20 protein-coding genes and 1 other RNA gene are annotated in these 25,249 nt (G+C 31.8%); 2 read left to right on the top strand and 19 right to left on the bottom strand.

The genetic code is table 11. From position 1 onward, the window contains the following. Positions 1-7: 7 nt before the first annotated feature. The 15 genes from Q0828_RS15055 to ssrA form a co-directional block, all read right to left on the bottom strand. The gene (locus Q0828_RS15055) at positions 8-1,888 is read right to left on the bottom strand and encodes a lanthionine synthetase LanC family protein (RefSeq protein WP_298422720.1); all 1,881 of its coding nucleotides are present in this window, start codon (positions 1,886-1,888) and stop codon (positions 8-10) included. A 34-nt stretch (positions 1,889-1,922) separates the two neighbouring features. After that, positions 1,923-2,804 (bottom strand): DUF6734 family protein, encoded by an 882-nt coding sequence (locus Q0828_RS15060; RefSeq protein WP_298422723.1) that lies wholly within the window; start codon positions 2,802-2,804, stop codon positions 1,923-1,925. 8 nt (positions 2,805-2,812) lie between these two features. Then, complete coding sequence (locus Q0828_RS15065) at positions 2,813-4,195, bottom strand: glycosyltransferase (protein WP_298422726.1); 1,383 nt, start codon at positions 4,193-4,195, stop codon at positions 2,813-2,815. 38 nt (positions 4,196-4,233) lie between these two features. Beyond that, positions 4,234-4,890: a hypothetical protein gene (locus Q0828_RS15070; RefSeq protein WP_298422729.1), complete on the bottom strand. Its 657-nt coding sequence runs from the start codon at positions 4,888-4,890 to the stop codon at positions 4,234-4,236. A 15-nt stretch (positions 4,891-4,905) separates the two neighbouring features. Then, positions 4,906-5,616 (bottom strand): aspartyl/asparaginyl beta-hydroxylase domain-containing protein, encoded by a 711-nt coding sequence (locus tag Q0828_RS15075; RefSeq protein WP_298422732.1) that lies wholly within the window; start codon positions 5,614-5,616, stop codon positions 4,906-4,908. A gap of 130 nt (positions 5,617-5,746) precedes the next feature. Beyond that, positions 5,747-6,574: an aspartyl/asparaginyl beta-hydroxylase domain-containing protein gene (locus Q0828_RS15080; RefSeq protein WP_298422735.1), complete on the bottom strand. Its 828-nt coding sequence runs from the start codon at positions 6,572-6,574 to the stop codon at positions 5,747-5,749. Positions 6,575-6,588: 14 nt separating this feature from the next. Beyond that, entirely contained in the window at positions 6,589-7,290 is a 702-nt protein-coding gene (locus tag Q0828_RS15085; RefSeq protein ID WP_298422738.1) for a thioesterase domain-containing protein, read from the bottom strand. Positions 7,291-8,092: 802 nt separating this feature from the next. Continuing rightward, positions 8,093-8,986 (bottom strand): hypothetical protein, encoded by an 894-nt coding sequence (locus Q0828_RS15090; protein WP_298422741.1) that lies wholly within the window; start codon positions 8,984-8,986, stop codon positions 8,093-8,095. An 11-nt stretch (positions 8,987-8,997) separates the two neighbouring features. After that, entirely contained in the window at positions 8,998-9,879 is an 882-nt protein-coding gene (locus Q0828_RS15095) for a hypothetical protein (RefSeq protein WP_298422744.1), read from the bottom strand. A 26-nt stretch (positions 9,880-9,905) separates the two neighbouring features. Next, positions 9,906-10,787, bottom strand: a complete 882-nt coding sequence (locus tag Q0828_RS15100) for a hypothetical protein (protein ID WP_298422748.1) — start codon at positions 10,785-10,787, stop codon at positions 9,906-9,908. A 10-nt stretch (positions 10,788-10,797) separates the two neighbouring features. Further along, positions 10,798-11,634 (bottom strand): hypothetical protein, encoded by an 837-nt coding sequence (locus tag Q0828_RS15105; RefSeq protein WP_298422751.1) that lies wholly within the window; start codon positions 11,632-11,634, stop codon positions 10,798-10,800. Next, positions 11,631-12,893, bottom strand: coding sequence for a radical SAM protein (locus tag Q0828_RS15110; RefSeq protein WP_366523598.1), 1,263 nt, complete (start codon positions 12,891-12,893; stop codon positions 11,631-11,633). The genes Q0828_RS15105 and Q0828_RS15110 overlap by 4 nt, the downstream gene beginning before the upstream one ends. A 71-nt stretch (positions 12,894-12,964) precedes the next feature. Further along, the gene (locus tag Q0828_RS15115) at positions 12,965-13,162 is read right to left on the bottom strand and encodes a hypothetical protein (RefSeq protein WP_298422755.1); all 198 of its coding nucleotides are present in this window, start codon (positions 13,160-13,162) and stop codon (positions 12,965-12,967) included. A gap of 171 nt (positions 13,163-13,333) precedes the next feature. Next, positions 13,334-15,742 carry a TonB-dependent receptor gene (locus Q0828_RS15120; RefSeq protein WP_298422758.1) on the bottom strand — a complete coding sequence of 803 codons (2,409 nt, stop codon included), beginning with the start codon at positions 15,740-15,742 and terminating at the stop codon, positions 13,334-13,336. 457 nt (positions 15,743-16,199) lie between these two features. Next, positions 16,200-16,596: a transfer-messenger RNA gene (gene ssrA / locus Q0828_RS15125) on the bottom strand. Between the two features lie 166 nt (positions 16,597-16,762). Between ssrA and Q0828_RS15130 the strand changes: the two genes are divergently transcribed. Both Q0828_RS15130 and Q0828_RS15135 read left to right on the top strand, forming a co-directional pair. Then, on the top strand, positions 16,763-17,968 hold the full coding sequence (locus tag Q0828_RS15130; RefSeq protein ID WP_298422761.1) for an NAD(P)-dependent oxidoreductase: 1,206 nt from the start codon (positions 16,763-16,765) through the stop codon (positions 17,966-17,968). Positions 17,969-18,044: 76 nt separating this feature from the next. Then, positions 18,045-20,969, top strand: coding sequence for a Calx-beta domain-containing protein (locus Q0828_RS15135; RefSeq protein ID WP_298422764.1), 2,925 nt, complete (start codon positions 18,045-18,047; stop codon positions 20,967-20,969). Between the two features lie 38 nt (positions 20,970-21,007). Here Q0828_RS15135 and Q0828_RS15140 read toward each other — a convergent pair whose 3' ends face one another. Genes Q0828_RS15140 through Q0828_RS15155 form a run of 4 tightly spaced genes read right to left on the bottom strand, consistent with a single transcriptional unit; the run spans position 21,008 to position 25,150 of the window. Further along, positions 21,008-21,667 (bottom strand): DUF1361 domain-containing protein, encoded by a 660-nt coding sequence (locus Q0828_RS15140; RefSeq protein ID WP_298422766.1) that lies wholly within the window; start codon positions 21,665-21,667, stop codon positions 21,008-21,010. 5 nt (positions 21,668-21,672) lie between these two features. Next, on the bottom strand, positions 21,673-24,345 hold the full coding sequence (locus tag Q0828_RS15145) for an MSEP-CTERM sorting domain-containing protein (RefSeq protein WP_298422769.1): 2,673 nt from the start codon (positions 24,343-24,345) through the stop codon (positions 21,673-21,675). Further along, complete coding sequence (gene xrtK / locus Q0828_RS15150) at positions 24,323-24,832, bottom strand: exosortase K (protein WP_298422772.1); 510 nt, start codon at positions 24,830-24,832, stop codon at positions 24,323-24,325. The genes Q0828_RS15145 and xrtK overlap by 23 nt, the downstream gene beginning before the upstream one ends. A 9-nt stretch (positions 24,833-24,841) precedes the next feature. Continuing rightward, positions 24,842-25,150, bottom strand: a complete 309-nt coding sequence (locus Q0828_RS15155; protein WP_298422776.1) for a hypothetical protein — start codon at positions 25,148-25,150, stop codon at positions 24,842-24,844. Positions 25,151-25,249: the final 99 nt, after the last annotated feature.

Below are 25,249 nucleotides of genomic sequence, written 5' to 3' on the forward strand. Positions count from 1 at the left end.
TTGTTTATTACGCCCATAGTTTTCCATCTACGGGTTTCAAAATTCCATTGTATGCCATGTCTATGGTAATTCGCGTTAGCGCTTTTTTGAGTCCTACTTCAAAGTCAATATGATCATCAATAAATAGTGTTTTTCGAACGCCATATATTACTTGAACATCTTGCCCAGAAAGGAATTGAACTAATAGCGTGATGATATTTTGTATTGTGTTTTCTTGAGTAAAACTTGCGTAGATAAGTTTTATCATTTGTAATGAAGTTCTATGAATTGTTCCTTTGTCTGTCATTTGTAGCATGAAAGAATCAATTCCGTAACTTATGAAAGCTTCAAGCGAATGTCCATTAGGATTGGTGAAATCAAGCTCTTCCATATTAGATATTTTCACCATATTCATGTCTTCAGTATTCAGTATTAATTTTTTGTTTAATACAACTTCTTCAGCGTCTGCATAGCGCTTAGAGAAACGTTGCTGCATTACTATTTTTTGAATCCATAGTAAAGTGTTGTTCCTATTGGGTGTAAACATTTCAAACTGTGCTTTTTCTAATAATACTTCCATTTGTAAGGAAACATCTTCTAAAGATGCTACTGAAGGATATTTACTATATAAAAGTTCTGTGAAGTTTGAAATATTTTTCTTTTCATTAAAAAAAGCAGTTACTTCTGTTGGAAAAGTTTGCGTAAGAAAGAGTAAACTTTTTGGGAAAGTTCGTTGCAATAACAAATTTTTTACCTGTATTGTATCTAGATTTAAATTGCTTTTTTCTGAACTATGATTTTGTAGTATTGGACAGTGTAAAGAAGATTGAATAGTATCATTGCTAAGCTCGAAACATAACATTCCCAGTGACACTTCATCGTTACTATTTTTTATATGATCAAGAAATAGTGAACGTGCTTTTTCTTTGTAACTATCTTTTTTTAATAGAATTCCAGCATAGTACAATGTGCTAATTTGTTCAAGAAATTCATCGTTGCTTCTATGAGTAGTAACTACTGTTTGTATTTTTTCAGCAACTGTAGCAATATTTGCTTTTAGTTGTGAATTGGAAGAATTTTGAGCGCTTGTGATGATTCCGTTACTTCCATGTTTCCATGAATAGTCGTTGTAGTTTGGCGAAAATACTTGAAGTTCCTTATTGTTATAAGCATTTATATAGTAATGTAGTTCTTCTTTTGAGGTTATTTTCTTTTTATAATTTGCCCAATTTAGATGTTGTTCATTCCATTGTGCATTTATATAATCCGTAGCCCAATCTGAAATAATGTTGAGTGCTTCATTATTGAAATATGTAGCTAGTTCTCTAAAAACAAAAGCAATTCCGGCAGTTCCTTCAGCAAAGTCACATGATCCTTTTATTGTTTGATTGTTGTGATCCCAATATGCGCCTTCCTGCGTAACGATCGTATCTTTAATAACTCGTTCTATATATGCTATAATGTTTTCTAAAATCCACTCTAACTGTCTAGCGTCATATAGATGTAGCAATGTTAGTAAAGTTCCTGCTCTTCCTTTGTAAAGTCCATTAGTGATATCTGGAGAATGTAAAAAATCAGCATCACAACCTTTTGTAATTTCTAAAGCTTTGTTTAGATATGTATTGTTATTCGTTGCTTTTGAAACTTGTATGAGAATATATACAGTTTCCATTTGACCTTGATATAAACTATAGTCTTTAGGATTAATAGTATCGTTATATTCTATTAATTTATCTGCTAAAGTATATAACGTTGGTAAGTATTTTTTTTGATCAGTAAATTCAAGTGCTTTGATAAGCAATTGAATGTTTTTTACTATTTCAACGGTCTTAAAATTAGTTGTTGTACTGACCATATCTGCAATAGAAACGGCTTTGTTATATATTTCTGTTTGAGTAGTGCTATTCATTACGAATAAGAGCTTTTGATTTGAAGTAAAGAGTTTAAAGAGCTAAGTTTTTTATCAATCCATCAATATGGAAGTAAGTTTCAGGATGTTCTAATAATAATTTATTAGCTATATTTTCGTTCACTTCTAATGATTTTTTGAATACACCAATTGGATGAATGTATTTTATCTTTCCGGGAATACCGCTGAATTGGACTAAGTCAAAATTGTTAGGAGAATCAAAGTATGATGTAATCTCTATTTGCTTATGTTTAGCCATGTAAAAGAACAAGAGTTGTTCATAAATCATATTAAACGGACCTTTGGTAATAGTGTCCATGTTTTCAAGGTTATCATCTACAAATTTGAAAGCTTCTTTTGTGTATTCTTGAATGAAATCTAAGTTGTGTCCTCCAAACAATCCAGCATTGATTGCCGTAAGTATGTCTTTGTTTGGAGTTATGTTTTTTAATACATCAGGAATGTATTCGAAAGCATTTACTATTTCATTAAAATGTGTATGATATACAGGCATGTTTACTTCTAAACTTTGTACGTACAAAGGCGCATTTTTCACTTTGTTGTGAATATCTTCCCATATAAAAACATCACCGTCCGCATGAATGAATGGTTCCTTTTGAATGCTATATGCGTATATTTTTCCTAAAGCCCAAAGGTCTTGTGGATATTTGTCTAACTCATCTAGCGCAACTGTAACTTTAGTATATGGTAATTTTAAAACATCTATGAGGATTTTTTTTCCGTATGCGTCAGTGACCAATTCTACATTGTCAAAATATTTTCTAAATTGTAAACAACTTAATGCCCAACTCATGTATAAATATTTTTTGTCTAACCAGCCTCCGCTGAATCTTCCTTCGATATCATTGCTTTGTGTTCGCATTGGTTTAGACCAAAAACTTTGAACTATTTTCATGTTGTTGTTTAATTAGTATGTGTAGTATCTAAAAATTGTTCTACAACAAGTGCGTGTTTTGTTGCATCTTGCGCATTTATATATACTTTTTGCATTTTTAGAATGTTTTCTTTGAATGAAGAATCATTTAAAATTTGTTGAATTTTTTTAGATAATTCAGTTGTGGCTTCTTTTCTTATATTGGCACGTAGTCCCATACCGTGATACGCAACTCTTGCTGCATTTCCATTTTGATCGTATGGCAATCCTAAGGTGTCAACTAGCATGGGAACTCCATTAAAAATACATTCATTTACAGAGTTGAGTCCACCATGCGTAACCATTAATTTTACCTTTTTTAATACTTCTAATTGTGGTACTCTTTCGTAAATGTATACATGTGCTGGAATGGTTCCTAATGATTTTTGATCAAAGTTTTTTCCGACAGAAAGAATTAATATCGTGTCACTTAAGCTTCTCACGGCGTCAATTAATCTTTTGAAAAATGTAGTTCTATCATGAAACCATAAGGATGCGGAACTTCCTAGTGAACTGTATATGATATTTGGCGTGTTTTCAAGAGCATTTAATACTTCCGAAGTATTTATTTCTTCAGTTTGATCCACTTTTATAAATGTTCCGGTTCGTTGTTGATCTATAATTGGACACAAGTGATATTGATCAGGAATGTTTCTTCCAGGAAAATCAAATTCTTTTTCGCATAATACCAATTCTTTTACACCTTTAATTCCCACATAAAAAGCTCTAGATCGATCAATTTTATTTTTAGGGATTCCAGCTTTTTTAATCATCATTTTGATGATAGAATTTGGATCATATCCTCTGAAAAGAATTTTATACCAAGTATTTAGTAACCATCTTTTAAAATAATATGTATTCCAATTGAGTGATATTTTAAGGTTTCCTAAAAATGTATCTTCAGGCATTAGTGTAGAAAATACACCCGGATACTTTGGAGTTCTTACAGAACTTACGGTTGTTTCCAACATTACAATTGGAATGCCAAATTTTTGAAGATTGAAATAATACTGAACGTATGAATAATCAATTATAAATAAATCAGGTTGTTCACGATCAATTAATTGTTGCGCTTCTGTTCCTTCAATAAAAATCTTTTTTAATTCTTTGGTTTGTGCAATAACTTCTTTTAAAATGGCAAGAGGTCGTCTGTAATCATTTTCATCAGCAACTGTTTGTCCTTCATGCTTATAATAACATTCTTTGAAAATTCTGTTTAACTTAAAACCTTGCTTTTCTACATATGCTTTTTGCGATTCATTATGACTTAAATATGTAATTGAATGTCCTTTTGTTTCTAAGGCACGTGCAATAGCAAAAGTTGCATTGTAATGACTTGGTTGATTGAATATTATGAAACAAATGTTTGCCATATTACTATTTAGATATTTACAATTGTAACCATAAAAACTTATTTACGGAATAGTCTTTTTATGTATAGCTTTACTATTTTCAACCCATTTTTGGAGAGCTGTGCTAATGACTTTGGTGTTCCCAATCGCTTACGGCCATCATACTTTGCTTCTTTGGCATAAGGTCCATCTGCGTCTGTGTAAAACATAAATACTTGTATTTGGAATTCTCCGGTAAATGGTTCACGCCAATGCGTCATTTCGTTTCCTTTGAAGACTAAAAAATCTCCTTGCCCCATTTCGGCTTCTTTGGTTACTCCGTTATCATCAAGTAAAATATTCCAGCCAGTTTCTGGATTGCATCCAAGCGTTAATGTTGCGCTAATGGTTGAGCTAGGAGAATCTTTGTGTTTTCCAAGTTCGGCACCTTCTCTATATACGCATGATAGTGAAAACATAGGATGCAAATTGTATCCTGTAACCTTTTCTACTATTGGTTTTAAGGAGAGTAAAATACTATCTCCGAGTTCATTGCCATATTTTATTTTTCGTGCATTTAAGTTGTAAAAACGACTGTCTATTGTTTGTCTGTTTTCACTCATTAAAAAGTATTCTGAGAATGCTTTTATGGCTTCGTCGTCAAATACTTTTTCGACAACAGCGTATCTGTTTTCTTTAAAAAAAGCAGCTTTTTTTTCGAGATTTGTATCTAGCATATTTTTTAGGATTAACTATTTAAGTTCTTTTGCTTCCCAAGCTTCGTATAGTTTTTTAGGAATTTTTACTTGACTAGATTCTCTGATTTCTTTTACTACTGCTTTGTTTAATTGATCAATTTCTTCAGGAAGTGGTCTTAAAAATTCTATTAGTAGCACTACTCTTGTTTCGTCAGTATTATTGTGTACTTCATGAATATAACTGTCATCAAAGATGAGTGTTTCATTCATTTTCCATTGGTGTTTAGTTCCATCAACTTTTAACCAATAATCATCACCATCTTGAGGAAGAATGATAGGTAAGTGACATTTTATAACGCCACCATATGGACCTCTGTGTGGTTTGATATGTTTTCCTGGTGATAGAATAGAGAAGAAGCATGTAATTACATTGGGAATTTTAGAAATAATTTCGAACGTTTTTGGCATGCGCTCGATGGTTTTTGTATTGGTTTCTCCATACGCCATTAATCCAATAATTCTCCAATCTTCATGACCTTCAGTTTTGTCTTCTGTTAGATCTCGAAGTGTTGGTAATTTTTCAATAGCTAATTCCTTTACGAACTTTTTATATTCATCAGTAATGACTGCGGTATTTTTTTGTAATTCTTCAGTCCATGAGAAAGCATCATTGCTAAAAACAGGATGGTCTCCTATTAGAGAGTTTGCTTTTACAATGGTTTCCGCTTTAAGGAGCTTATTGTATTCATGTTTAACGTTTTCCATAATTTCTAATTGGTTTTTAAATTTTATTGGTGTTTTTTGCAGGTTATTGAGTGTAAAATGATCTAGAATGCTATCAAAAACAATTAGTTTTCTGCATATCATATTGATAAAAGTCTCTTATTGAAAGTGATTAGTGTACAGGTCCTTTTCTGATTAATAAATCGGTAACTTCTTGTACTCTTTTTTGAATCTTATAATTATTAGAAGAAGAAGCAATTTCATCTAGCCAGTTAAAAACAAGCTCGCTAGATACGTCTCTGTAGAAATGTATTTTAGAAAGGATTGATAAGATATCATCAAAATTCATTTCATTAATAATTTTTGATAATCCTTTAATATAACTTAGCTCTTCTTCTTTTAACTGTTGTCGTTGATTAATTTTTGGCGTTAAATCTGGTTGGTAATTTTCTAAATTTTGAAATAACTCTTCAAATGGAATTTCTGGAGCAAAGTCAATTACTAAATTGATACGTTTCGTTTTAGAAAAATTTGCAGCGCTATGAATTTTTCGTCCTTCTATAAACCAAATTTCACCTTTTTGCATATTGTAAACAATATCTTCTTCAGAAGTCAATGCGTGTTCATTAATTTTTAATGGAATATGAATTCTTGTAAATCCTTTTTTAAACTCTAAATAATCTCGATGTGGAATAATTAAACCATTGATACACATAAAAAGACGAATAGCTTTGATGTGTTCTTTTTTGAAAAGTTGATCAACAATATCATTAACATATGACAATTGTTTTCCGTATTCTGTGGGTTTTACATATTGATCATGCTCAATAGATAAATGATCATTTTTTAAACCAGAACGATTCCAGAGCATACATGTTTTCCAAATTCCTGATGCGTATTCACTATAAGAATCATTGAACTCAAAAGTATCTATAAGAGCCAACTCTTTGTTCAATAAGTCATCTTCAAAATTTACCTTGCCTATTATTTTTGATTCCATTTTTTAAACCTTTGTTAAATTGTATGAACTTCTAATACTTCGTTTATATAATTTATTAATTCTTCTTTTTTTTCATTGATAAAGAAATGTCCTCCATTAAAATATTTTATGGTGCATTTTTTATTTGTTATGATTGCCCATTTCTCCAATTCTTCATTTGAGAAAATGTCATTAATTCCGCTCAAAACACTAACTTCTGTGTTTATACTTTGCAACATGTTTTTTCTAGGAATGTAGCGTTCTACCAATCTATAATCACTTCTAATGATGGGTAAAAATAGTTTTGATAGTGTAGGATTTTGAAATACTTCTTTCGGAGTTCCTTCTAAATTCATTAGTACTTCTTTAAACTCATCTTCAGGGAGTTCATGCTTGAAATCATTTTCTTTAATTTTTGGGAAGCCTCTTCCTGAAAGAAAAAGATGATTAGCAATACGACCTTCTTCTTTACTAACTTTCAAGGCCAATTCATAAGCAATGATAGCGCCCATGCTATGTCCGAAAAACGCAAAATGTTCTCCTAAATCATTTTTAATTTTGTCATATAAATCATTAATAACAGCTTCCATTGTTGGGTATAATGATTCACCAATTCGAACACCTCTTCCTGTTAGTTCAATTAATTTTAGGTTGACATTTTCTGTCAAACCTTTCTTCCATGAAGAATATGCATAAGCAGATCCGCCTGCATATGGAAAACAAAATAAATTGATCATGTATGTATTATGTAAGTTTAGATAACTTGTTTTATTTTTCAATTACTGCAGAACCTTTGTAAGAAACTTTAATAAATTCTTTTTCTTAAAAGAGTTTAAGAATACACAGTTTGAAAATGTTTAAAAACGCTATTTGTGTGATTTTTTATATGAAAAATCAGTAGTTGGATAACTGTTTCTTGATGTTGATATTTAAAATATAAAATGTACTAATTTAAGCTTTAAAAGCATAGCTTCGCTACTCCCAGTCACATGGGATGCTTTTATTGAAAATAAATAGTAGGGGAGATTTTTTAGACGAGTGAAAGATGAAGGTTTTCATCTTGAATAACAAAAATAGGGCTTTTTTTTATAGTTAAGATACTGTGATGAAATTATTGCGAAAAAGACAATGATCTATGTAGTTCTTTTATTAATTTGTTAAAATTTGATGAATTTTCAATGAAATTATTGAGAATTTAATTAATAAAAAGTATTCAATTTTCCTTTTTTTGAGATAATTTCATACTTACTAATTAAGTAATGTAAGTATATAATAAAGGAGAAGCGAACCGAAGTTCGCTTTATACTATCTTTCTCTTTGTTGGCAACATTCTGATAAATCTGTCCAATCGCTACGAAGTCTACCACCTCTAACTAATTCAGGATTCATGTCAGATACATTTAGTTTATTGATCTTTAAAGTTTTGATTTCCTTTTTTTTCATAATGAGTATATTAAGTTAATAAAGAGTAAAAATTAGGAAAACAAATCCTTACTTAATTACGGGAAAACCATAATTAACATTTAAAGGATATAATTTTTAATGTGTAAAATTCCCAAAATAGACCATATTGATATCTAATTTTGTATTTCCAAGCGTAGAACCATCATGAAAACAATTATCAGTTGGAGCAATATAATAGTGTCCAGGTTCTTGTGCCATTCTAATGACTGGATACTCTGGGAAATGTTTAAAGAAGGTTTCAGCTACATTATACACATCAACTTTACTGATATCTGTAACTTCTTTTAGCATATTGTATACCTGAATCATTGAGAGATTTATATATAAAAAGTAACGTGTTTCTTCTCCAAGATTGATGCAAATTCGGTTTCCGTGTTTGTATGTTGTATGCAAAGTCATAAATTGAGTTCCATCGTTGTGCATGCCCATATATTTTTTCTCAGGAATTGTAAAGTTTGAGTGCAATCGTGTAATGTCGCAAGCAACCATTTCTACATTAGGTAAATTTGCTGTAATGCAATGTAAATGAAAGGATTTATCATTTGCAATGGTTTGTAAAAAATTGTGTAATTCAGTATTTAACGCCATTGTTAACTCTTTGTGTTCGCCAAAGCGTTGCATTACATCTTCTCTGCTTTTACACGAACTAAAATCAATTTCTCGAATCAATTGCTTTGCTTTTTCAGGTAATGTTCCCAAATAGATATTGTTATGATCTTTCAAACTTTCAGTTGGCGTGACAATACGTTTTTCCAATTTGTCCAACGGTCGCCAATCTCGTTTTGGAATGTACGCTTCATCAATATATAAAGGCATAAACGAAAAATGTTCGTAATTTACTTGCGAGCCTGTATGTTCTTTATGATGTACAACTCCCGAATTGATTTGAATAGCATCAAATCCGTTTGGCAATCTGTTATGAATACCAATTCCTTTTTTCATCATTACTGTTGTTGCTATTGCTGTCATAATCCTAATTTTTAATATTGAAAGTTTCCAAAATATACAATACACACATCCAAGTGTTTTCCTCCTAAAGTTGATCCATCATGGAAACAGTTGTCCGTAGCGGCAATATAATATTGATAGGGTTTTTGCTCAACGCGAATTACTGGATAATCAGGAAAATGTTTAAAAAAATACTCAGGAATGTTTGAGATATTTACTTGTATAAATTCGTCTGTGCTCAGTTTTTCTTCAAGCATTTTGCGAGCAACTTTTAAAGGCAAATTAACAAACAAAAAATACCTTGAATCTTTCCCTAAATTGATGCTAATTCTATTTCCAAATTCATGTGCGGTTTCAATTGTCATCAATTGTGTTCCATCATTATGAATTCCTAAACATTTTTTGTCTGCTTGTTTATATCCTTCTGGCAACATTGTAGTGTTACAAGCAACCAATTCAATATTTGGAAAATTGATGCCAATACAATGAAAGTTAAACTTTTTATCGTTTGCATACGGTACTAAAAATTCATGTAATAATTGTGTTGCTTTTTGCGTCAATTCAGGATTTGATTGAAAACGTACGTATACTTCTTTTCTGTCTGCACTTTCATCTAATTCCAATTCTTTAAAACAAGCTTTCAATTCGTTTGGAATTTCACCTAAGTATATGGTATTATGATCATTTCGAGTTTCATCTGGCGTTAAGCAAGTCAATTCTTCAGCCGTTAACTTTCGCCAATCTCTTTTATTCACATACGCATGCGCTACATATTCTGGAACAAATTCTTCATCCAAGTATTTTACAACTGGCGGTTGATGATGTGTATGAAAAACAGTTCCTGAGTTTATAGTCAACGCATTTGCTCCATCTGGAAGCGAATTGTGAACCATTATGTGTCTTTTAATTTTCATCTATAATTTGTGTTTAATTATGAATGTTAATATTGAAATTTTCCAAAATAAATCATTAACACATCCAATGTTGTCATTCCATACGTTGAACCATCATGAAAACAATGATCTGTTGGTGCAATGTAGTATTGATATGGTTTTTGTGGAATTCTAATTACTGGATAGTCTGGAAAATGTTTGAAAAATAGTTTAGATATATTGTATAAATCAACATGTTCAACAGATATGCCTAATTTCTCTTTGAGCATATTAAAAGCTTGCGTTAGCGATAGATTTACATATAAAAAATAGCGTGTTTCATTCCCTAAATTTATCGTAAAACGATTGCCCGATTTGTATGTTGCGTGTACAGATGTTGGTTCGGCACCGTCATTATGAATTCCCATACATTTTTTATCTTCTTCTTGATGATCAGGAGGAAGCATTGTATTATCGGCCGCAACCATATCTATATTAGGAAGATTTGCGCCAATAAAGTGAAAGTGAAATGGTTTTTCATTTGCAAAATCATTCAAGTATGTTTGCATGGTATTGCTTAATTTTAATGTCATGTCATGATCACGTTTCATGCATTCATGAACATCTTTTGGTTGTAGGCATTCTTTAAATTTTAAGGCGTCGAAGATTTCTTTTAATTCATCTGAAATATCGCCGACATATATGGTATTGTAATAATTTCTGTTTGAAGTTGCTCTTAATGATTTGATTTCTGTAGCTGATAATTTTCGCCAATCACGATGTACAACATAGGCGTCATCTTCATATTGTGGCACAAAAGACCAATCTAAATAATTGACTTTACTTTTTTCTTGATTTGAATGATGAGTTGTTCCAGAATTGATTTGAATTTCTTCAAAAAAATTCTCAATTGTACTGTGTAACCGTATGCCGTTTTGTATAATATTCATAGTTGACGAATTAAGGAAGTTGATCAAATAAACCTGTGTATACAATAGTTACATCTATTTCTTTATTTCCTACAGTAGAAGCGTCGTGAAAAAAATTATCTGTGGGCGCTACATAATATTGATATGGTTTTATGGCAACTTTTACAACCGGATAATCTGGATAATGTATGTAGAAGAGTTCTGCAATATTATCAGGATTGAGATCCGTTTTACTAAGATCAATTTTTTGACTTAATAGATTATAAATTTGAATCAGCGTTAAATTGGTAAATATCAGTGTCCGTGTTTCTTCACTTAAGTTGATAGAAATTCTGTTTCCAGATTTGTATGCTGTATGAATTTTGAAACGTCTACTTTGATCAATGTGTAAACCTATATGTGTTTGAGTTTCGCCCATTAAATGGTATGAAATCGTTTCTTTATTGGCGATTGCTCTAGTGACACGATGAAATTTGAAACTTCCTGTGGATGATAAGTCTTTTAGAAATGCATGTAATTCTTTGTTGATCTTTTTTACGATCTTTTTATTGTCGTGAAATTTTGGCAACACTTCATTCGGAATTGTACAACTTTTTAAATCTAAAGGTTGAAATGCATCTTTGAGTTTTGCTGGAATTTCACCTACATACACACTTTTACTATGATCGGAAAACTTAGCTCTTTTTGCTACTAACAATCTTGATTCAACATCTGTTAGCGACCTCCAAGTTTGTAATGGTACATAGGCATCTTTAAAATACGTTAGCCCGTTATATTCATGAACATTCTGTACGCCTGTGTTGATTAGGATTTGATCAGAAATATCTTTGATACTTCCAAAAACGCGCATTCCTTTCTGTAGTTTCATATCTGTAATTCTTTTTTAAATGAAGCTAATTCTTTCTGTACTTCAGGATCAATCTTCAATTCATTTTCTTTTTCAAAACCATTGATAATTTCTTCATAGGTTATTCTTTCAATATTTAATTCAGCCACCGCTTCATCAGGTAATGATTCTAAAATATCATTTTGTATGTAAGCGATCAATCGAACCATATCCTGACAATACATTGTTGGATTGTCAAATCCATTTTCTTCCGAATAGCGATGTCCTAAAAAGCCACCGCCACAAATGTCATATACAGGACAGTTAAGGCATTGTTCAGCAACTTTATCATGCGCTTTGTAATAGAGTTGAAACGTATCGTTTTCAAATAAATCTTCAAGAGTATTGTTATGAATATTGATTTCATTTCGGGTAATACCTTCAAAGCAAGCTCTTAATGAATCAACCACTTCAATACTTCCGTCAGATTCTAGTACAATAACACCATTTGTGCGCCTTCCAACTAATTGATTTCCAATTCCTTCTTCGCCCATAATCATTTTGACTAAGGTTTCGAAAAAGTATATTCCTGGGCGTTCTTTATCTTTTTTCCATAGTTTGTATAAGCTTATAAACCAATCTGCAAACGGAGCATAATTTTTATTTTTCCATTGCGTTTCATCAATTCCAAAAGGCGGTTTATCATGATGCCCGTCGGGTAATAATAAATTTAATCGGGCTACACCTAAATTTTTCATTTCTGTATATAATTCTTCTACAGGAATGCTAATATTTACCACTAACAATACGCCAGCTAGTTGGTTTTTGTTTCCTAGTTTAATAGCTTCTGCTACTTGTGTATATGAGCCTTTTCCATTGTGGAATATGCGATACTCATCATGATATTTCTCAGGACCATCAATACTAATTCCGATTGAAATATTTAACTTTTTGAATAAGGAATACCAGTTTTGATCTAGCGTTACACCATTGGTCTGTATGGTAAATGTAAATTCTAATTCTGGAGCCGTGTTTTTAAAAATTGCAACACATTTTTCATAATAATCTGGCTTCGCTAAAAGCGGTTCACCTCCATGAAATACAATCTGTGCAAACTCAAGTTTCATGCTTTCACAATATTCTTTTAGTTTTTGCGCAAAAATTTCTATGGTCTCTAATGCCATAAATTTGGGTTGTTTCAAATATGTTTGATCGCCCATATTGTACATATAACAATACGAACAGTTGAGATTACATCTACTAGCAATTTTTAAAACAAAAGAAGTGACTCTATACATCATTAAAATTTTTAATCAGATTGTTAAAAATCTAGATAATCTCTATTGCTAGAAATTATCTAGATACATTTTCATTACTCAGCAGATGCTTCTGACGCATTCGTTGCAATTGGAGTATGAGGTGCTGGTGCAGCCTGTAAGAAAGTGTCTCTGTCATAAGCAGAAGCTCGTGCACTTTTTGCACTTACTGCTACTACTGGACAAGAAGCACTTAACTTTCCTCCAAAGATGGCCTTGTAAAGGTCTAACTGCTCTCCATTAGAGTCGTTCAACACTTTGTTAACAATTTCCTTTTCTTTTAAACTCGAAGTGATTTTTGATTTTTTCTTCATCGTTAAAATATTTAAATGGTTAATAAAAATGCCATTAGTAAGGACATGGCAATTGCCCTTCATTTGTGGTTAAATGAAATTTTTAAAATCGTTATATGTTCGTTTCAACTCTTAGAGACGTCGTTGAATATCACTATTCCCTGGGTCTCTATACCGTTGATTTTTTACTGTTGATTTGCCGAAAGCATAGCGTATTGCAAAGGCAACACTTCTAGTATCATGATAGTTGGTGTCATTAATACGAATGTCGCCAACGCTGATATCATATCGGTCTTTGTTGCTCCTAAATAGATCTCTTCCAGATAGGGACAAACTAAAGTTTCCAATATTCTTTCGTAATGCAATTTCAGTTTCTAGTCGATTTCCGATTTCGGTATTGACTAACGTAAAGGGGAAAGTGTTTTTTGCGAATATAGTTAAGGAGATTCCTCTTACTTTAGATAAAGTAAAAGTTTGATTCGCAGTTAAGCTTAATAATAACGTATTACTATCAATCGTTATTGTATCATCTGCATAACTTCCTGTAGTTTGCACATGACCAAAAAGTGTAGTGGTATTTAATCGCCACCAAGATAATATTCGGGTTGCAAGTGTGATACTTCCTGAATATGAATATTTATTTCCATAATTTGTTTTTCTATTAATAATGATGCCTTCATCTGAATTGAAAGGTAATGCATAAAACTCATCAAAAAGTTGACTTGCAGCAATTTGTGCTATTATCTGAACTTTACCTTTATTTTTTGTGTAATTTAATTCTTGGCGATAATATCGAGAAGGATTCAAAAAAGGATTTCCTTCAAAAAAAGCTCTGTCAGTTGTGTATACTCTAAATGGATTTACATCCCAAAAACTTGGACGTGTAATTCTGCTTGACACAGAAAACACAAAACTATGTTTATTGTTTGGTGCATATTTTAAGAATGCTGTTGGAAAGAAATTGGTATAGTTTTTATCTACAACTCGTTCGCCTTCTAGTTTTCCTTTCGCTATTGTGTTTTCCAAACGTGTTCCAAGTTGATATGACCATTTATCACTTAAGGTATGATTGATTACCGCATAAATAGCATTTATATTTTCATCATATTCAAAGAAATTACTTTGCATTGAATTGTCAATCCAAATCATTCCAGTAGTATCTCTATTGTCAAAATCTAAATCATTATCAACTTTAGAAAATGATAATTTTACACCAGTTTCAATTGAGATATTATCATTTATTGGTAGCTCTAAATCTAGTTTAAAAGATGTATTATTTATATCTTGTACTGTAGCATTTCGGAACCAATCGCGTATATATAAAACATCATTATTTTCTAGTGTTACAACATCGGTTTTACTAATTCCTGTATTGTCAGATGAAAATTCTATAAAATCAACATCAACGGTAAGTAACGTGCCTTTTTCGCTTAATTTTCCTTGATAGTTTAAGTTGAGAGAATAATTTTGATCAGCTTCTTCATCTTTGTTTTTTGTGAAAGTAAGTGAATCGCTAAGTGCATACGAATCAAAACTTATGGCATCTCTATGTTGGTTTTCATCAGAACCTGAATATTCCAATAACATTCCGACAATATGGTTTGAATTGATTTCGTAATCAACACCTAAATTTACTCCTGAAAAGAGCGTTTTTGATGTATTTTCTCTATCTATGAAGCGTGTTTCTATATTAGATGATTCGTCATAAAATATATCTTTCTCATAATTTGTCAAGCGTTCTCTATTACTCAAATAAGCGGTTCCGTATAAATTCCACTTTGTTTTTCTATAATTGAGATAGATACTTCCAGCTTCAGAAAAAAGTCTGGTTTGTCTTGTACTTACACTTGTATTTCCTTCTAAGCCTTCTTCTTTATTTTTTTTAGTAACAATATTGATGATTCCTGCGCCACCTTCCGCTTCAAACCGACTTGAAGGTGTCGTAATGACTTCAATTGCTTCTAAATTGTCAGCAGGTAAACTTTTAAGATAATTCATCAGTACTTCTCCTGAAAGTCGCTTTTTCCGATTGTTTATATACACAATTACACCACTTGTTCCTGCAATTTCAATGCTTCCATTTTCATTCGTTGAAACAAAAGGCGTTTTGTTTAAGGTTTCCCAAGTACTATTTCCAATAATCAAGTCTGAATTTGCAACATTAAAGCGCAATCGATCTGTTTTTCGCTCAATGATATTTTTCTCGGCAGTAATTACTACTGTTGAAAGTTCTGTACTTTTATTAAAACTAAAGCTTTGTATTGTATTTTTTTGCAGGTCAATGGTTATAATCGAATCTGTATAACCAATATGATGATAATTAAGATTATAGTTTCCTCTTTTTAAGTTTTCAATTTTATAATACCCAATACTATCAGTAATGAGGTTTTTTACAATTTCATTGTCTTTAAGCACACTTATAAACACATCAGGAAGTGGATTGTTTTTAGCATCTGTCACAACACCTTCAATAGTGTATTGACAATAAACAAACTCATTGCTAATGATGATAAACATCAATGCTAATAGTACTTTTTTCATGTAATTCCCTCGATTATTGATGTGAAATAATTCTTTTTGTAAAAAATCTATATGGTTAGTATAGAAGTTAATTTTTACAAATTTAAAAGAGCTATTTCTTACTTATTACCATTACTAACTTACAAAAAAATATTTTCTGTTTTTAGATACTTTATATTTTAACACAAAGTTTATGAAATAAATAAGTGAAAAGAAGAGTTAAAAGCACCTATATAAATAGGGAAAACACTATCTTAAAATTATATCGTTTTCTATTACTTGCATGGAGTATTGTTTATTTGCTATTTAAACAATAAGTTTTATAAACAAAGATATGAAGGAATTGGGTGTGATTTCAAAAATCATCAATTTCGAACTTTTCGAATCAATTCAATTTTCGTTGCAATCGTAAGTATATCAAGTGATTTGAGTGGAAACAAAAAAGAGAATTACCATAATTTCTATGATAATTCTCTTAAAGTGGAGTCGGAGAGAATCGAACTCTCGTCCAAACAAGCAATTAAAATGCTTTCTACACGCTTAGTTCTTGTTTAATTTTCGACTAATAGCTGACCAAAAACCACCTACTATAAGCTTATCTTCTTAGTTGTAAAAACTACGGCGAAGTTACGCAGTTTCGATGTTGTCTTTTATGGTGTCCCAATTATGATCGCCGGCAACAAGGGCTATCACGAGACATTCAGCTTTTCCGTCTAACGGAAACTGGGCTTATCCTACTATAATTCAGATTAGGCAGCTAAAGCGTAGTTATTTTCGCCATTTAAAAAGTGTGAAATATGAGATTTACGAGCTGTTTCTCAGCGCTCGACGTGCTTACACTCCAATTCGACTCGCTGTCAAAACCAGTCGACCCCAATATGTTTGAGAACTTTTACTCTTAATTTGTAAAAGGACAGCAAAAATAGCACAAATTTTAATAGTTTTGTGTTTTTTGTTCCAAATACTACTATTTTTAAAGCAAAAAATATACCAAATTTAACTGTGTCAGTCATAAACACTGATGTTAACCAAAAAAAGTCTATGAAATTCGCAATCATAAAAGAACGTAAAAATCCGCCAGACAGACGTGTGGTATTCTCTCCAGAAAAATTAGCTGAAGCAAAAGCGCAATTTCCAGAAGCAATTTTTAAAATAGAATCTTCTGATATTCGCGTGTTTTCAGACAACGCTTACGCTGAAAAAGGATTTGAAGTAACTGATAATGTTTCAGATTGTGATGTAATGATTGGTGTAAAAGAAGTGCCAATTGATTATTTAATCCCAAATAAAAAATACTTTTACTTTTCACACACCATAAAAAAACAACCTTATAATCGTAAACTATTACAAGCAATGTTGGCAAAAAACATTGAAATGTACGATCATGAAGTCATTACGAAAGCAAATGGCGGACGTTTGATTGGTTTCGGGCGTTATGCAGGTTTAGTAGGAACATACAATGGTTTTCGAGCATTAGGATTACGTGATGGATTATTTGAATTGCCAAAAGTAGAAGACCTTGCAGATTTAGATGCTGTCAAGAAAGAATTAGACAAAATTACCATTCCAAATATAAAAATAGTGCTCTCAGGAACTGGAAAAGTTGCCTATGGAGCAAAAGAAATTCTAGATCATTTAGGAATCAAAGAAGTGACAGACACTGTATATTTAACTGCTGACTTTACAGAGCCTGTGTATTGTATGATTGATGTCATGGAATACAACAAGCGTACTGATGGCAAAGCAGGTGATAAATACGAATTCTACAAAGATCCAAGTGGTTATGAAAGTAATTTTATGCCGTATGCAAAAGTGACAGATTTCTTTATTGCTGGACATTTTTATGGTGATGGCGCTCCGTATTTATTCACAAGAGAAGATGCCAAACATGCAGATTTTAAAATTAATTTGGTAGCTGATATTTCTTGTGATATTGACGGACCTGTAGCGAGTACTATTCGTCCATCTACAATTGCAGATCCTTTCTATGGATATGATCCTAAAACAGAAAAAGAAGTCGCTTTTGATGCAAAAAATGCTATTACAGTAATGGCAGTTGATAATCTTCCATGCGAGTTACCAAAAGATGCTAGTGAAGGATTTGGAGAGATGTTTTTGCAACATGTAATTCCAGCTTTTTACAACGATGATAAAGATGGCGTATTAGCAAGAGCTAGAATGACAACTTCTGATGGGAAGCTTACTGAACGTTATGCATATTTACAAGATTATGTAGATGGAAAATAAAACAAAATAAAAAATATTTGTAGGAGTTTCAATAGTTTGGTTGTTCTAATTACAAAGACAACCAAACCGATAACTCATGAAAAAATTAGTTTCAATACTATTCTGTGTAAGTATGTTGAGTTTTTTCTCTTGCGAGAATGATGATAGTACAACAACTCCAGAAAATGAAAATCCAGAAGTAAATATCAATTTCGAAGAAAACTTCGGAACAACAATTACAGCACGCTTTTTAGGTCGTGTCGTAAACGAACAAAACGAACCAATACAAGGCGCAACTGTTCGTGTAGGAAACACAACAACAGCTACCGATCTTTTCGGAATATTCTCTGTAGATAATGCTTCGGCATATGAAAAATTTGCATACATCACTGCAGAAAAAGATGGATACATTATAGGATCTAGATCTTTAGCGCCTTCTGCAACTGAAGTAAATCGTGTAGAAATAATGCTTTTGAAAGAAGATGTAATCGCTACTATAAATACTGGATCTGAAGCAACTGTAAACTTATCAAACGGAACTGAAGTTACCTTTGAAGGGAATTTCACAAAATCTAATGGAACTACTTACAGCGGAGAAGTAAAAGTAATCTTAAAACACTTAAGCCCAGATGATGCTAACATGGAGGCAATGATGCCAGGAATGTTATTTGCTCAAAACGCTAGTGGAGATGCCGTTGCTTTAGAAACCTACGGAATGCTAGCAGTGGAACTGAAAAGTGCTTCAGGAGAAGAATTACAATTAGCAGAAGGAAGTACATCGCAAATTTCTATGCCGCTAGCAGTAAATACTTCAAATCCGCCAGCTACAATTCCATTATGGCATTTTGATGAAACTGAAGGATATTGGATAGAAGAAGGTGAAGCAACATTACAAGGAAACAAATATGTTGGAGATGTAAGTCACTTCTCATTTTGGAACTATGATTACCCATATGAATCAGTATATTTATGTATAGAATTACAGGATGAAAGTGGAAATCCAATGCCTTATACATCTGTAGATTTATATTCTTCACTACTAAACTCAACAGGTACTTATGGAAATACAAATGCAAGCGGAGTTGAATGTGGATTAGCTCCAGCAGGAGAAGAGCTTACACTTACAATTCCTGGAACTTCATGCAATGGAGAATCATTTACAACAACAATAGGTCCTTTTACAAATGATACAACAATAACGGTAACTGTTAGTGATACAAATCAAAATACAACCATGTTAACAGGAACATTTGTGACTTGTGATGGTGAGAATGTAACAGATGGTTATATGCAACTTTTCATTGGAGGTTCCACAACTGTAATTCCAGTAACAGATGGTACATTTGAATATGCAGTTGTATACTGTGGAACAATAGATTATTCTATAAAAGGAATAGATATAGCAAATAATCAAGTGACAGAAGTAATTACAGGAACTTTAGATGGAGACACTACAATTGACTTAGGAACATTAAGTTCGTGTACAGGATTTGTTGATACAGATGGTGATGGTATTTTTGATGCTTTTGAAGATATAAACGGTGATAATGATCTTACGAATGACGATACTGATCAAGATGGAACACCAAACTATTTAGATGAAGATGATGATGGCGATGGTATAAATACCGCAGATGAAGATTATGACGGTGATGACGATCCTACAAATGATGATACTGATGAAGATGGAATACCAAATTATTTAGATCCGCAAGATGTTATTGTATATGGTACTGAAATTGCTGGAACAGGTTGTGATCCTTTAGTTTATAATTTAGAAGATATTGTTACAGCTAATTATAATGGGCCTGGCACAGCTAACATGACATATGCATTCTATGAAAATGAATCAGATGCTACTTCAGAAACAGACCCAATAACAACAGCTACATATGAAGTGCCGTTAACTAGTGTACTTACTGATCCGTCAATAATTTTTATAAAAGGAACAAGTACAGTTACTGGTCAATCATCTATAGCAATGATATATTTATACTATGATTATCAGGATACTGATGGTGATGGACTAACAGATTGTGAAGAAACGACAGGAATAGATATACCAGGTAATAATCAAGTACCAACAGGAATAAGTGATCCAAATGATCCAAACGATCCAGTATCTACTGTTATAGTCTCTGCAGAAAGTACAACAGTTAGTGAAGATAATGGAACGGCTTCTGTTGAAATCTTTTTAAGCTCAGCTATAAACGAAGATGTAGAATTATTAGTTTTTACAACAGCAGATACAGCAGTTGCGCCTATGGATTATACAAGTGTTAATACTACGGTTACCATACCAAGTGGAAATACTTCTCTAGTAGTCCAAATTCCAATTGTAGATGATGCTGCTCCAGAATCAACGGAGTCATTTAAACTACAAGTAAATGTAACTAGTAATAATACTTCAAATACAGCATTAATTAGTATCGTAACCATTGTAGACAATGATGGAGCATCATACCCAACAACTGGAGATTTAGGAGTATGTGCTAGTGAAGATGGAGTAGGTGTATTCGATCTTAATGCAATGGATCAATATTTCATGGAAGGCGGAATACCAGGAACAACCACAGTAAGCTATCATGAAACACAAGCAGATGCAGATGCAGGAACAAATGCCTTAACATCTCCATACATTTCAACTTCATCAGATAGTTTTATATTGTTTGTACGTATTGTAGCTCCAACTGGAGATATACAAATATCAACATTAGTATGCCAAGTATATCCAATGCCAGCAACTGTTACTGGTCTTAGTTTAACAGTTTGTGATGGAAATGGAGATGGAATGGGAAGTTTTGACTTATCTCAGTTGAATGATCAAATAGCGTTAGGAATAGCAGGTTTAGAAGTAACGTATTATGAGTCGCAAATTGATGCAGAAAACAATGTAAATCAATTGCCTACTACTTTTACAAATACTGTAAATCCGCAAACCATATTTTATAGAATAGAAGATCTTAGTACAGGTTGTTTTGCAACAGGTGCTGTAGAACTAATAGTAGATACAGGTTGTTAGTTGAATATCAAAAACTTGAGTCTAAAAAAAGCATCTCATTATTGAGGTGCTTTTTTTATAGAGAAAAATGATGTTGTTGTTAAAAATAAGATCCATAAGAAAACTCCAAAACCTACGGTAATACCTAATGTACGCGTTCTGTATATTGGATTGGAAATACTATCTAAACAATCTTTCAATAAAATAATAGGGTCACTAAATAATTCCCATGAATTCCAACGTTGAAATCTTCCTAGGTAAATTCCAAAACCGCATAAGAATACCACGATAAACAATAAGCGTTTTGCAACAACGCTATTCCATTTATAGGTTAAGATTTGAAAAACGTGATGCATGGATAACAATCCTAAAATCAATCCGTTCCAAGCAAAAGCAAATAACATAAAAGGATCAAGCCAAGAAAGTGAAGATTTTGCATGCCGTAAATGCATTAAATCGGTGATGAGGTATGGTGCATTTGGTAAAAATAATAACCAAACTCCTAAAATAGCAAGCAAAATAAGTGTTTGTTTTTTCAACCAAATAGTTTTAGACAGTGCTAAAGAAATCCAATATGGAATTGCCGCTAAGAACAAATTCCAAATCAAAAAACTGTAAAATAAACTTCCGGTAACATATACACGAAATAGTAACAATAAAATGCAGAATAGACTATTTATGGCTAGAAAATGGCTCAATTTATAACTATGTAAATTCATATTATTTATCGTTTTGTTTGTTGTTGTAAAAAATGTTGTCGTCCCATGTAAATGAAAAAGAGAATCAATAATATCCAGAAATACGGTTCACTCATGCGTTGTGTTTCGGTACTTGCTTTTGTAGTATAGGTAGCATTCATGATTTCTTCTTGCTTTCTCAATAACCATGCTTCTTGTTCTTTACTTTCTAAAGAAAGGTATGTAGTACTATGCGTTAAAATATTCTGAGAAAAACTCTGGCGTAAGCCATCCAGCCAACGTGTTCGTTTGCGTTTTGGATTCAAATCATTTACCTCATGATACTTACGCAATTGCAAGGCATTCAAATACGAATTTGAAGTCAGTTGCATTGAAAAATCATCAATCTTATCAAGAGAAATTAAAGAAGGCAAGTTGTTATTTGGTGTATAACACGATTTTCCATTTCTGGAAAATTTTACAAATTCTAGTGTTGGAAATACTTGCTGATTCCAAGAGGTGTATGCTACATAATTATCATATGGAAACATACGTTTCAACTCCCATTGCGTATACTTTCCGTAAAAACGATTTGTATTTGGAGCATATACAACTACAAACGGAATAGTTTTCTGATCTTGGTGAAGATATTGAATCTGAGAAACTGCTTTTAGTAAATTGAACCCTGACTTTTTTGGTGTTGTTTGCGTTTCCCAATTTACATCTGAATCTATGTACAAAACCTGCGCATTCTCTTTGATTGTGGGAGCTAAACTGTTATAATCTTCTTCAAATTGAGCACGTTGTGTTTCACCTTCCATCGTATTATCAACCAAAAAATAATAACGAATAGGTATTTCTACTTTTGGCAATGTTTCCTTCACTTCACTTGGGATGTAAAAAGCATTTGTAGCAATTTCCGTTACATTCTGCGATAAAGGTTCTACATCAATATCAATAGGTGTTTCATTGATGGAAAAATGAACGGGATTTCTATGATGTAATGTAAAACCAGTAGTTCGTGCTTCATTCTTTAAAAAAGGATAGACCTTTAGCGAAAGTACATCGCCATACACATATTGTAAAATTCCTGGATCACGACGCTGACTTGTAATTTGTTCATAAATCCAATTAGCGGCTTCTTTTTCAGCTAAAATTCCATAAACTCTTTCTTTTCCAATATCTAAATAATAATCACTGATAAAAACATCTTTCGGTAAGGAAAACTCAGAACGAAATTCGCGCATACCAACATTATCCAAATTCGTAATTTTAAAATCAACCTGTGTTTTATAAAAATCACTTTCAGCGATATATTCAGTTGTATACGTATATTTTACCGAAGCTGTTAAGGTTTCTGGTGGACGATAACCAGAAAAAGTATAATTTTTATCTCCCAAAAATAAATGACCAATTTCTGCAGTTTTTTGTCGTGACAATTGCAAATTATCAAACACGTACCAATCATAATAAATAGATAATAAAGGCAATCGTTTTTCAAAATTATCAAATGAAAGTCTACGATGATTTTTTTCCATTTGCTGAAAAATGTAGGTTAATTTATCTACATCAAAATCTCTATACTCATGATTGCTAGCGTCAAAATAACTGGTTTCTGCAATGACTTCTTCAAGCAATACTTTATGATTATGACAAAAAAGAGCAAATGAAACGGGTAAAATCAATACACATAAAATACCTAATGAAAGCACTTTTTCTTTCCCATATACTTTTACAATGTTGATATAATTTTTGGATAGTATTTGAAGCTGTATAAGTAATAAAACAGTTGGCGTTAACATTAAAATCCCAGCGCCTAATACAATTAACGCAACAAACGAAAGTGGAATATATGGTAAGAAAATAATAAAGAAATACAATACATACGGCAATCCAAAACAAGCTAATAGAAAGCCAATGAATTTATGAATAGCTGTATCACTTAATAATAAAAATAAACCAATTGCATTTCCGATAAGGGCAATATAAATTAAGATGAAATTGAAATCTCCAAAAATTGTAAATTCTAAATTTACTAGTAATCCAATAATAGGTAATAAGAGTCCGAATAGTAATATCATAAAGGTGTGATTACCTTTTAGGTTTCTTCCAATAATATTTCCTAAAATCATGCGTAAAAAGAAAAATAGAAAGGACGCAATAGAAATACAAATAGAAATTTGTACTATAAAAGATTTCAAGCTAAAAGTAATGTATTGCTCACCTCTGAAAAGAGGAATAATGATTGTGATAATAAGATATGTGCAAATTGGAGCAGAAAGTGCGTACATGAAATTTTTTAAATTTGCAGAAAACTTTCCTGTTGGTTTAAAGTAGCTAAGAATAATGTCTATCATGGCGTGGAAAACTCCCGGAAATGTCAAATACAACGGAATCAATTCATAATTTACACTTGTCGATTTTATACGGGGAATACTTAAAAATAAATTAGAATTCAATAAGAAAATAATGAAAAGCAAATACCCCGAAATAATAATAATAGGTACAATCCAATGTTTTATTTTTTCTGTAATATCTGCATAAATAAGCCCAGCAATAGCAACTAATAATACAAACCAATAGGTAGCAATTGCAGACCATTCAAAGGAATTTCCTGTTGGAGAATTAAAGGCATTATACAATATAAAACCCAAAATAATTTGTAATAAAATAACGGTAATAAAATATCCTAACGATTTATGAAATTTGAACTTTGACATATTTTAACGTAATAAGGTGATTAATGAAAAGAAGTATAAGTACATATAGAATACTGCCAAGTGCTAAATGTGCAGTTTTTGGGTCGATAAACGTTGTTGTAGCATCCAATTGAGCAAGTTTAATTGCACTTACAATACGAGCTGTATTTGCTAAAATCATGATGAGGTAACTACAAATGCCAAGGAAAAAGATGCGTAATGAAAACTGTAGAAATGATTGAAACTTCCACAGTTTAAAACTTAAAAATGCAAAGCAGATAATGAAAAAATTGCCACCAGCACAGGATTTTTCTATGATGATATTTAGCGAAGAACTATAACCAACTTCTGGAATCCAATAGAAAGCTGTTTGCGAAAATAATTCAATAAAAGGAATCATAGGGTACATAAAATACCGCAATTGCTCTAATGTGCTTGCGCTGTAAATTGCTTTCAATGACAACATTAAAAGAAGTATGAAGCCGAATTTTACAATAGATTTTTTCATGAATAAATTTTAAATAGGGTATGATAAAATTGCAGCTACATAACAACAACCAATTGGAATATTGATAATCATAATGAATAATGACGTTAGAATTTTTTTACGCTTAATTTCACTATTCATGAATGTGATTATAAGTGTGAAAAACAGAATGCTATTCAACATTAATGTGAACAATGTATAATAAATACCTAAGCTTAAAATTGTTTTAGATCCTGAAAAATAGAAATACAGTATCAATAAAAAAGTGCCACCTAAAAAGCTTAAAATAGCTGTGATTTTAGCGGTTTGTAATAATTTGTATAAAAATGAAATATTCATGTGTGTGTAATTGAATGTGAAATAGAATCTTTAGAAGCGAAACCTAAACTTCCCAATTCTCAAGTAATTGAGAAGCTAGGAATCGCATTCACCAAACTA

This window comes from uncultured Kordia sp. (assembly GCF_947496985.1).
Classification (GTDB): Bacteria; Bacteroidota; Bacteroidia; order Flavobacteriales; family Flavobacteriaceae; genus Kordia.

Bases quoted from the DNA above. Each gene is read 5' to 3' on its own strand.
- Q0828_RS15100 (WP_298422748.1), bottom strand. From the start codon at position 10,787: ATGAATATTATACAAAACGGCATACGGTTACACAGTACAATTGAGAAT.
- Q0828_RS15065 (WP_298422726.1), bottom strand. From the start codon at position 4,195: ATGGCAAACATTTGTTTCATAATATTCAATCAACCAAGTCATTACAAT.
- Q0828_RS15105 (WP_298422751.1), bottom strand. From the start codon at position 11,634: ATGAAACTACAGAAAGGAATGCGCGTTTTTGGAAGTATCAAAGATATT.
- Q0828_RS15085 (WP_298422738.1), bottom strand. From the start codon at position 7,290: ATGATCAATTTATTTTGTTTTCCATATGCAGGCGGATCTGCTTATGCA.
- Q0828_RS15135 (WP_298422764.1), top strand. From the start codon at position 18,045: ATGAAAAAATTAGTTTCAATACTATTCTGTGTAAGTATGTTGAGTTTT.
- Q0828_RS15120 (WP_298422758.1), bottom strand. From the start codon at position 15,742: ATGAAAAAAGTACTATTAGCATTGATGTTTATCATCATTAGCAATGAG.
- Q0828_RS15055 (WP_298422720.1), bottom strand. From the start codon at position 1,888: ATGAATAGCACTACTCAAACAGAAATATATAACAAAGCCGTTTCTATT.
- Q0828_RS15060 (WP_298422723.1), bottom strand. From the start codon at position 2,804: ATGAAAATAGTTCAAAGTTTTTGGTCTAAACCAATGCGAACACAAAGC.
- Q0828_RS15095 (WP_298422744.1), bottom strand. From the start codon at position 9,879: ATGAAAATTAAAAGACACATAATGGTTCACAATTCGCTTCCAGATGGA.
- Q0828_RS15110 (WP_366523598.1), bottom strand. From the start codon at position 12,893: ATGATGTATAGAGTCACTTCTTTTGTTTTAAAAATTGCTAGTAGATGT.
- Q0828_RS15140 (WP_298422766.1), bottom strand. From the start codon at position 21,667: ATGAATTTACATAGTTATAAATTGAGCCATTTTCTAGCCATAAATAGT.
- Q0828_RS15155 (WP_298422776.1), bottom strand. From the start codon at position 25,150: ATGAATATTTCATTTTTATACAAATTATTACAAACCGCTAAAATCACA.
- xrtK (WP_298422772.1), bottom strand. From the start codon at position 24,832: ATGAAAAAATCTATTGTAAAATTCGGCTTCATACTTCTTTTAATGTTG.
- Q0828_RS15070 (WP_298422729.1), bottom strand. From the start codon at position 4,890: ATGCTAGATACAAATCTCGAAAAAAAAGCTGCTTTTTTTAAAGAAAAC.
- Q0828_RS15090 (WP_298422741.1), bottom strand. From the start codon at position 8,986: ATGACAGCAATAGCAACAACAGTAATGATGAAAAAAGGAATTGGTATT.
- Q0828_RS15130 (WP_298422761.1), top strand. From the start codon at position 16,763: ATGAAATTCGCAATCATAAAAGAACGTAAAAATCCGCCAGACAGACGT.
- Q0828_RS15075 (WP_298422732.1), bottom strand. From the start codon at position 5,616: ATGGAAAACGTTAAACATGAATACAATAAGCTCCTTAAAGCGGAAACC.
- Q0828_RS15145 (WP_298422769.1), bottom strand. From the start codon at position 24,345: ATGTCAAAGTTCAAATTTCATAAATCGTTAGGATATTTTATTACCGTT.
- Q0828_RS15080 (WP_298422735.1), bottom strand. From the start codon at position 6,574: ATGGAATCAAAAATAATAGGCAAGGTAAATTTTGAAGATGACTTATTG.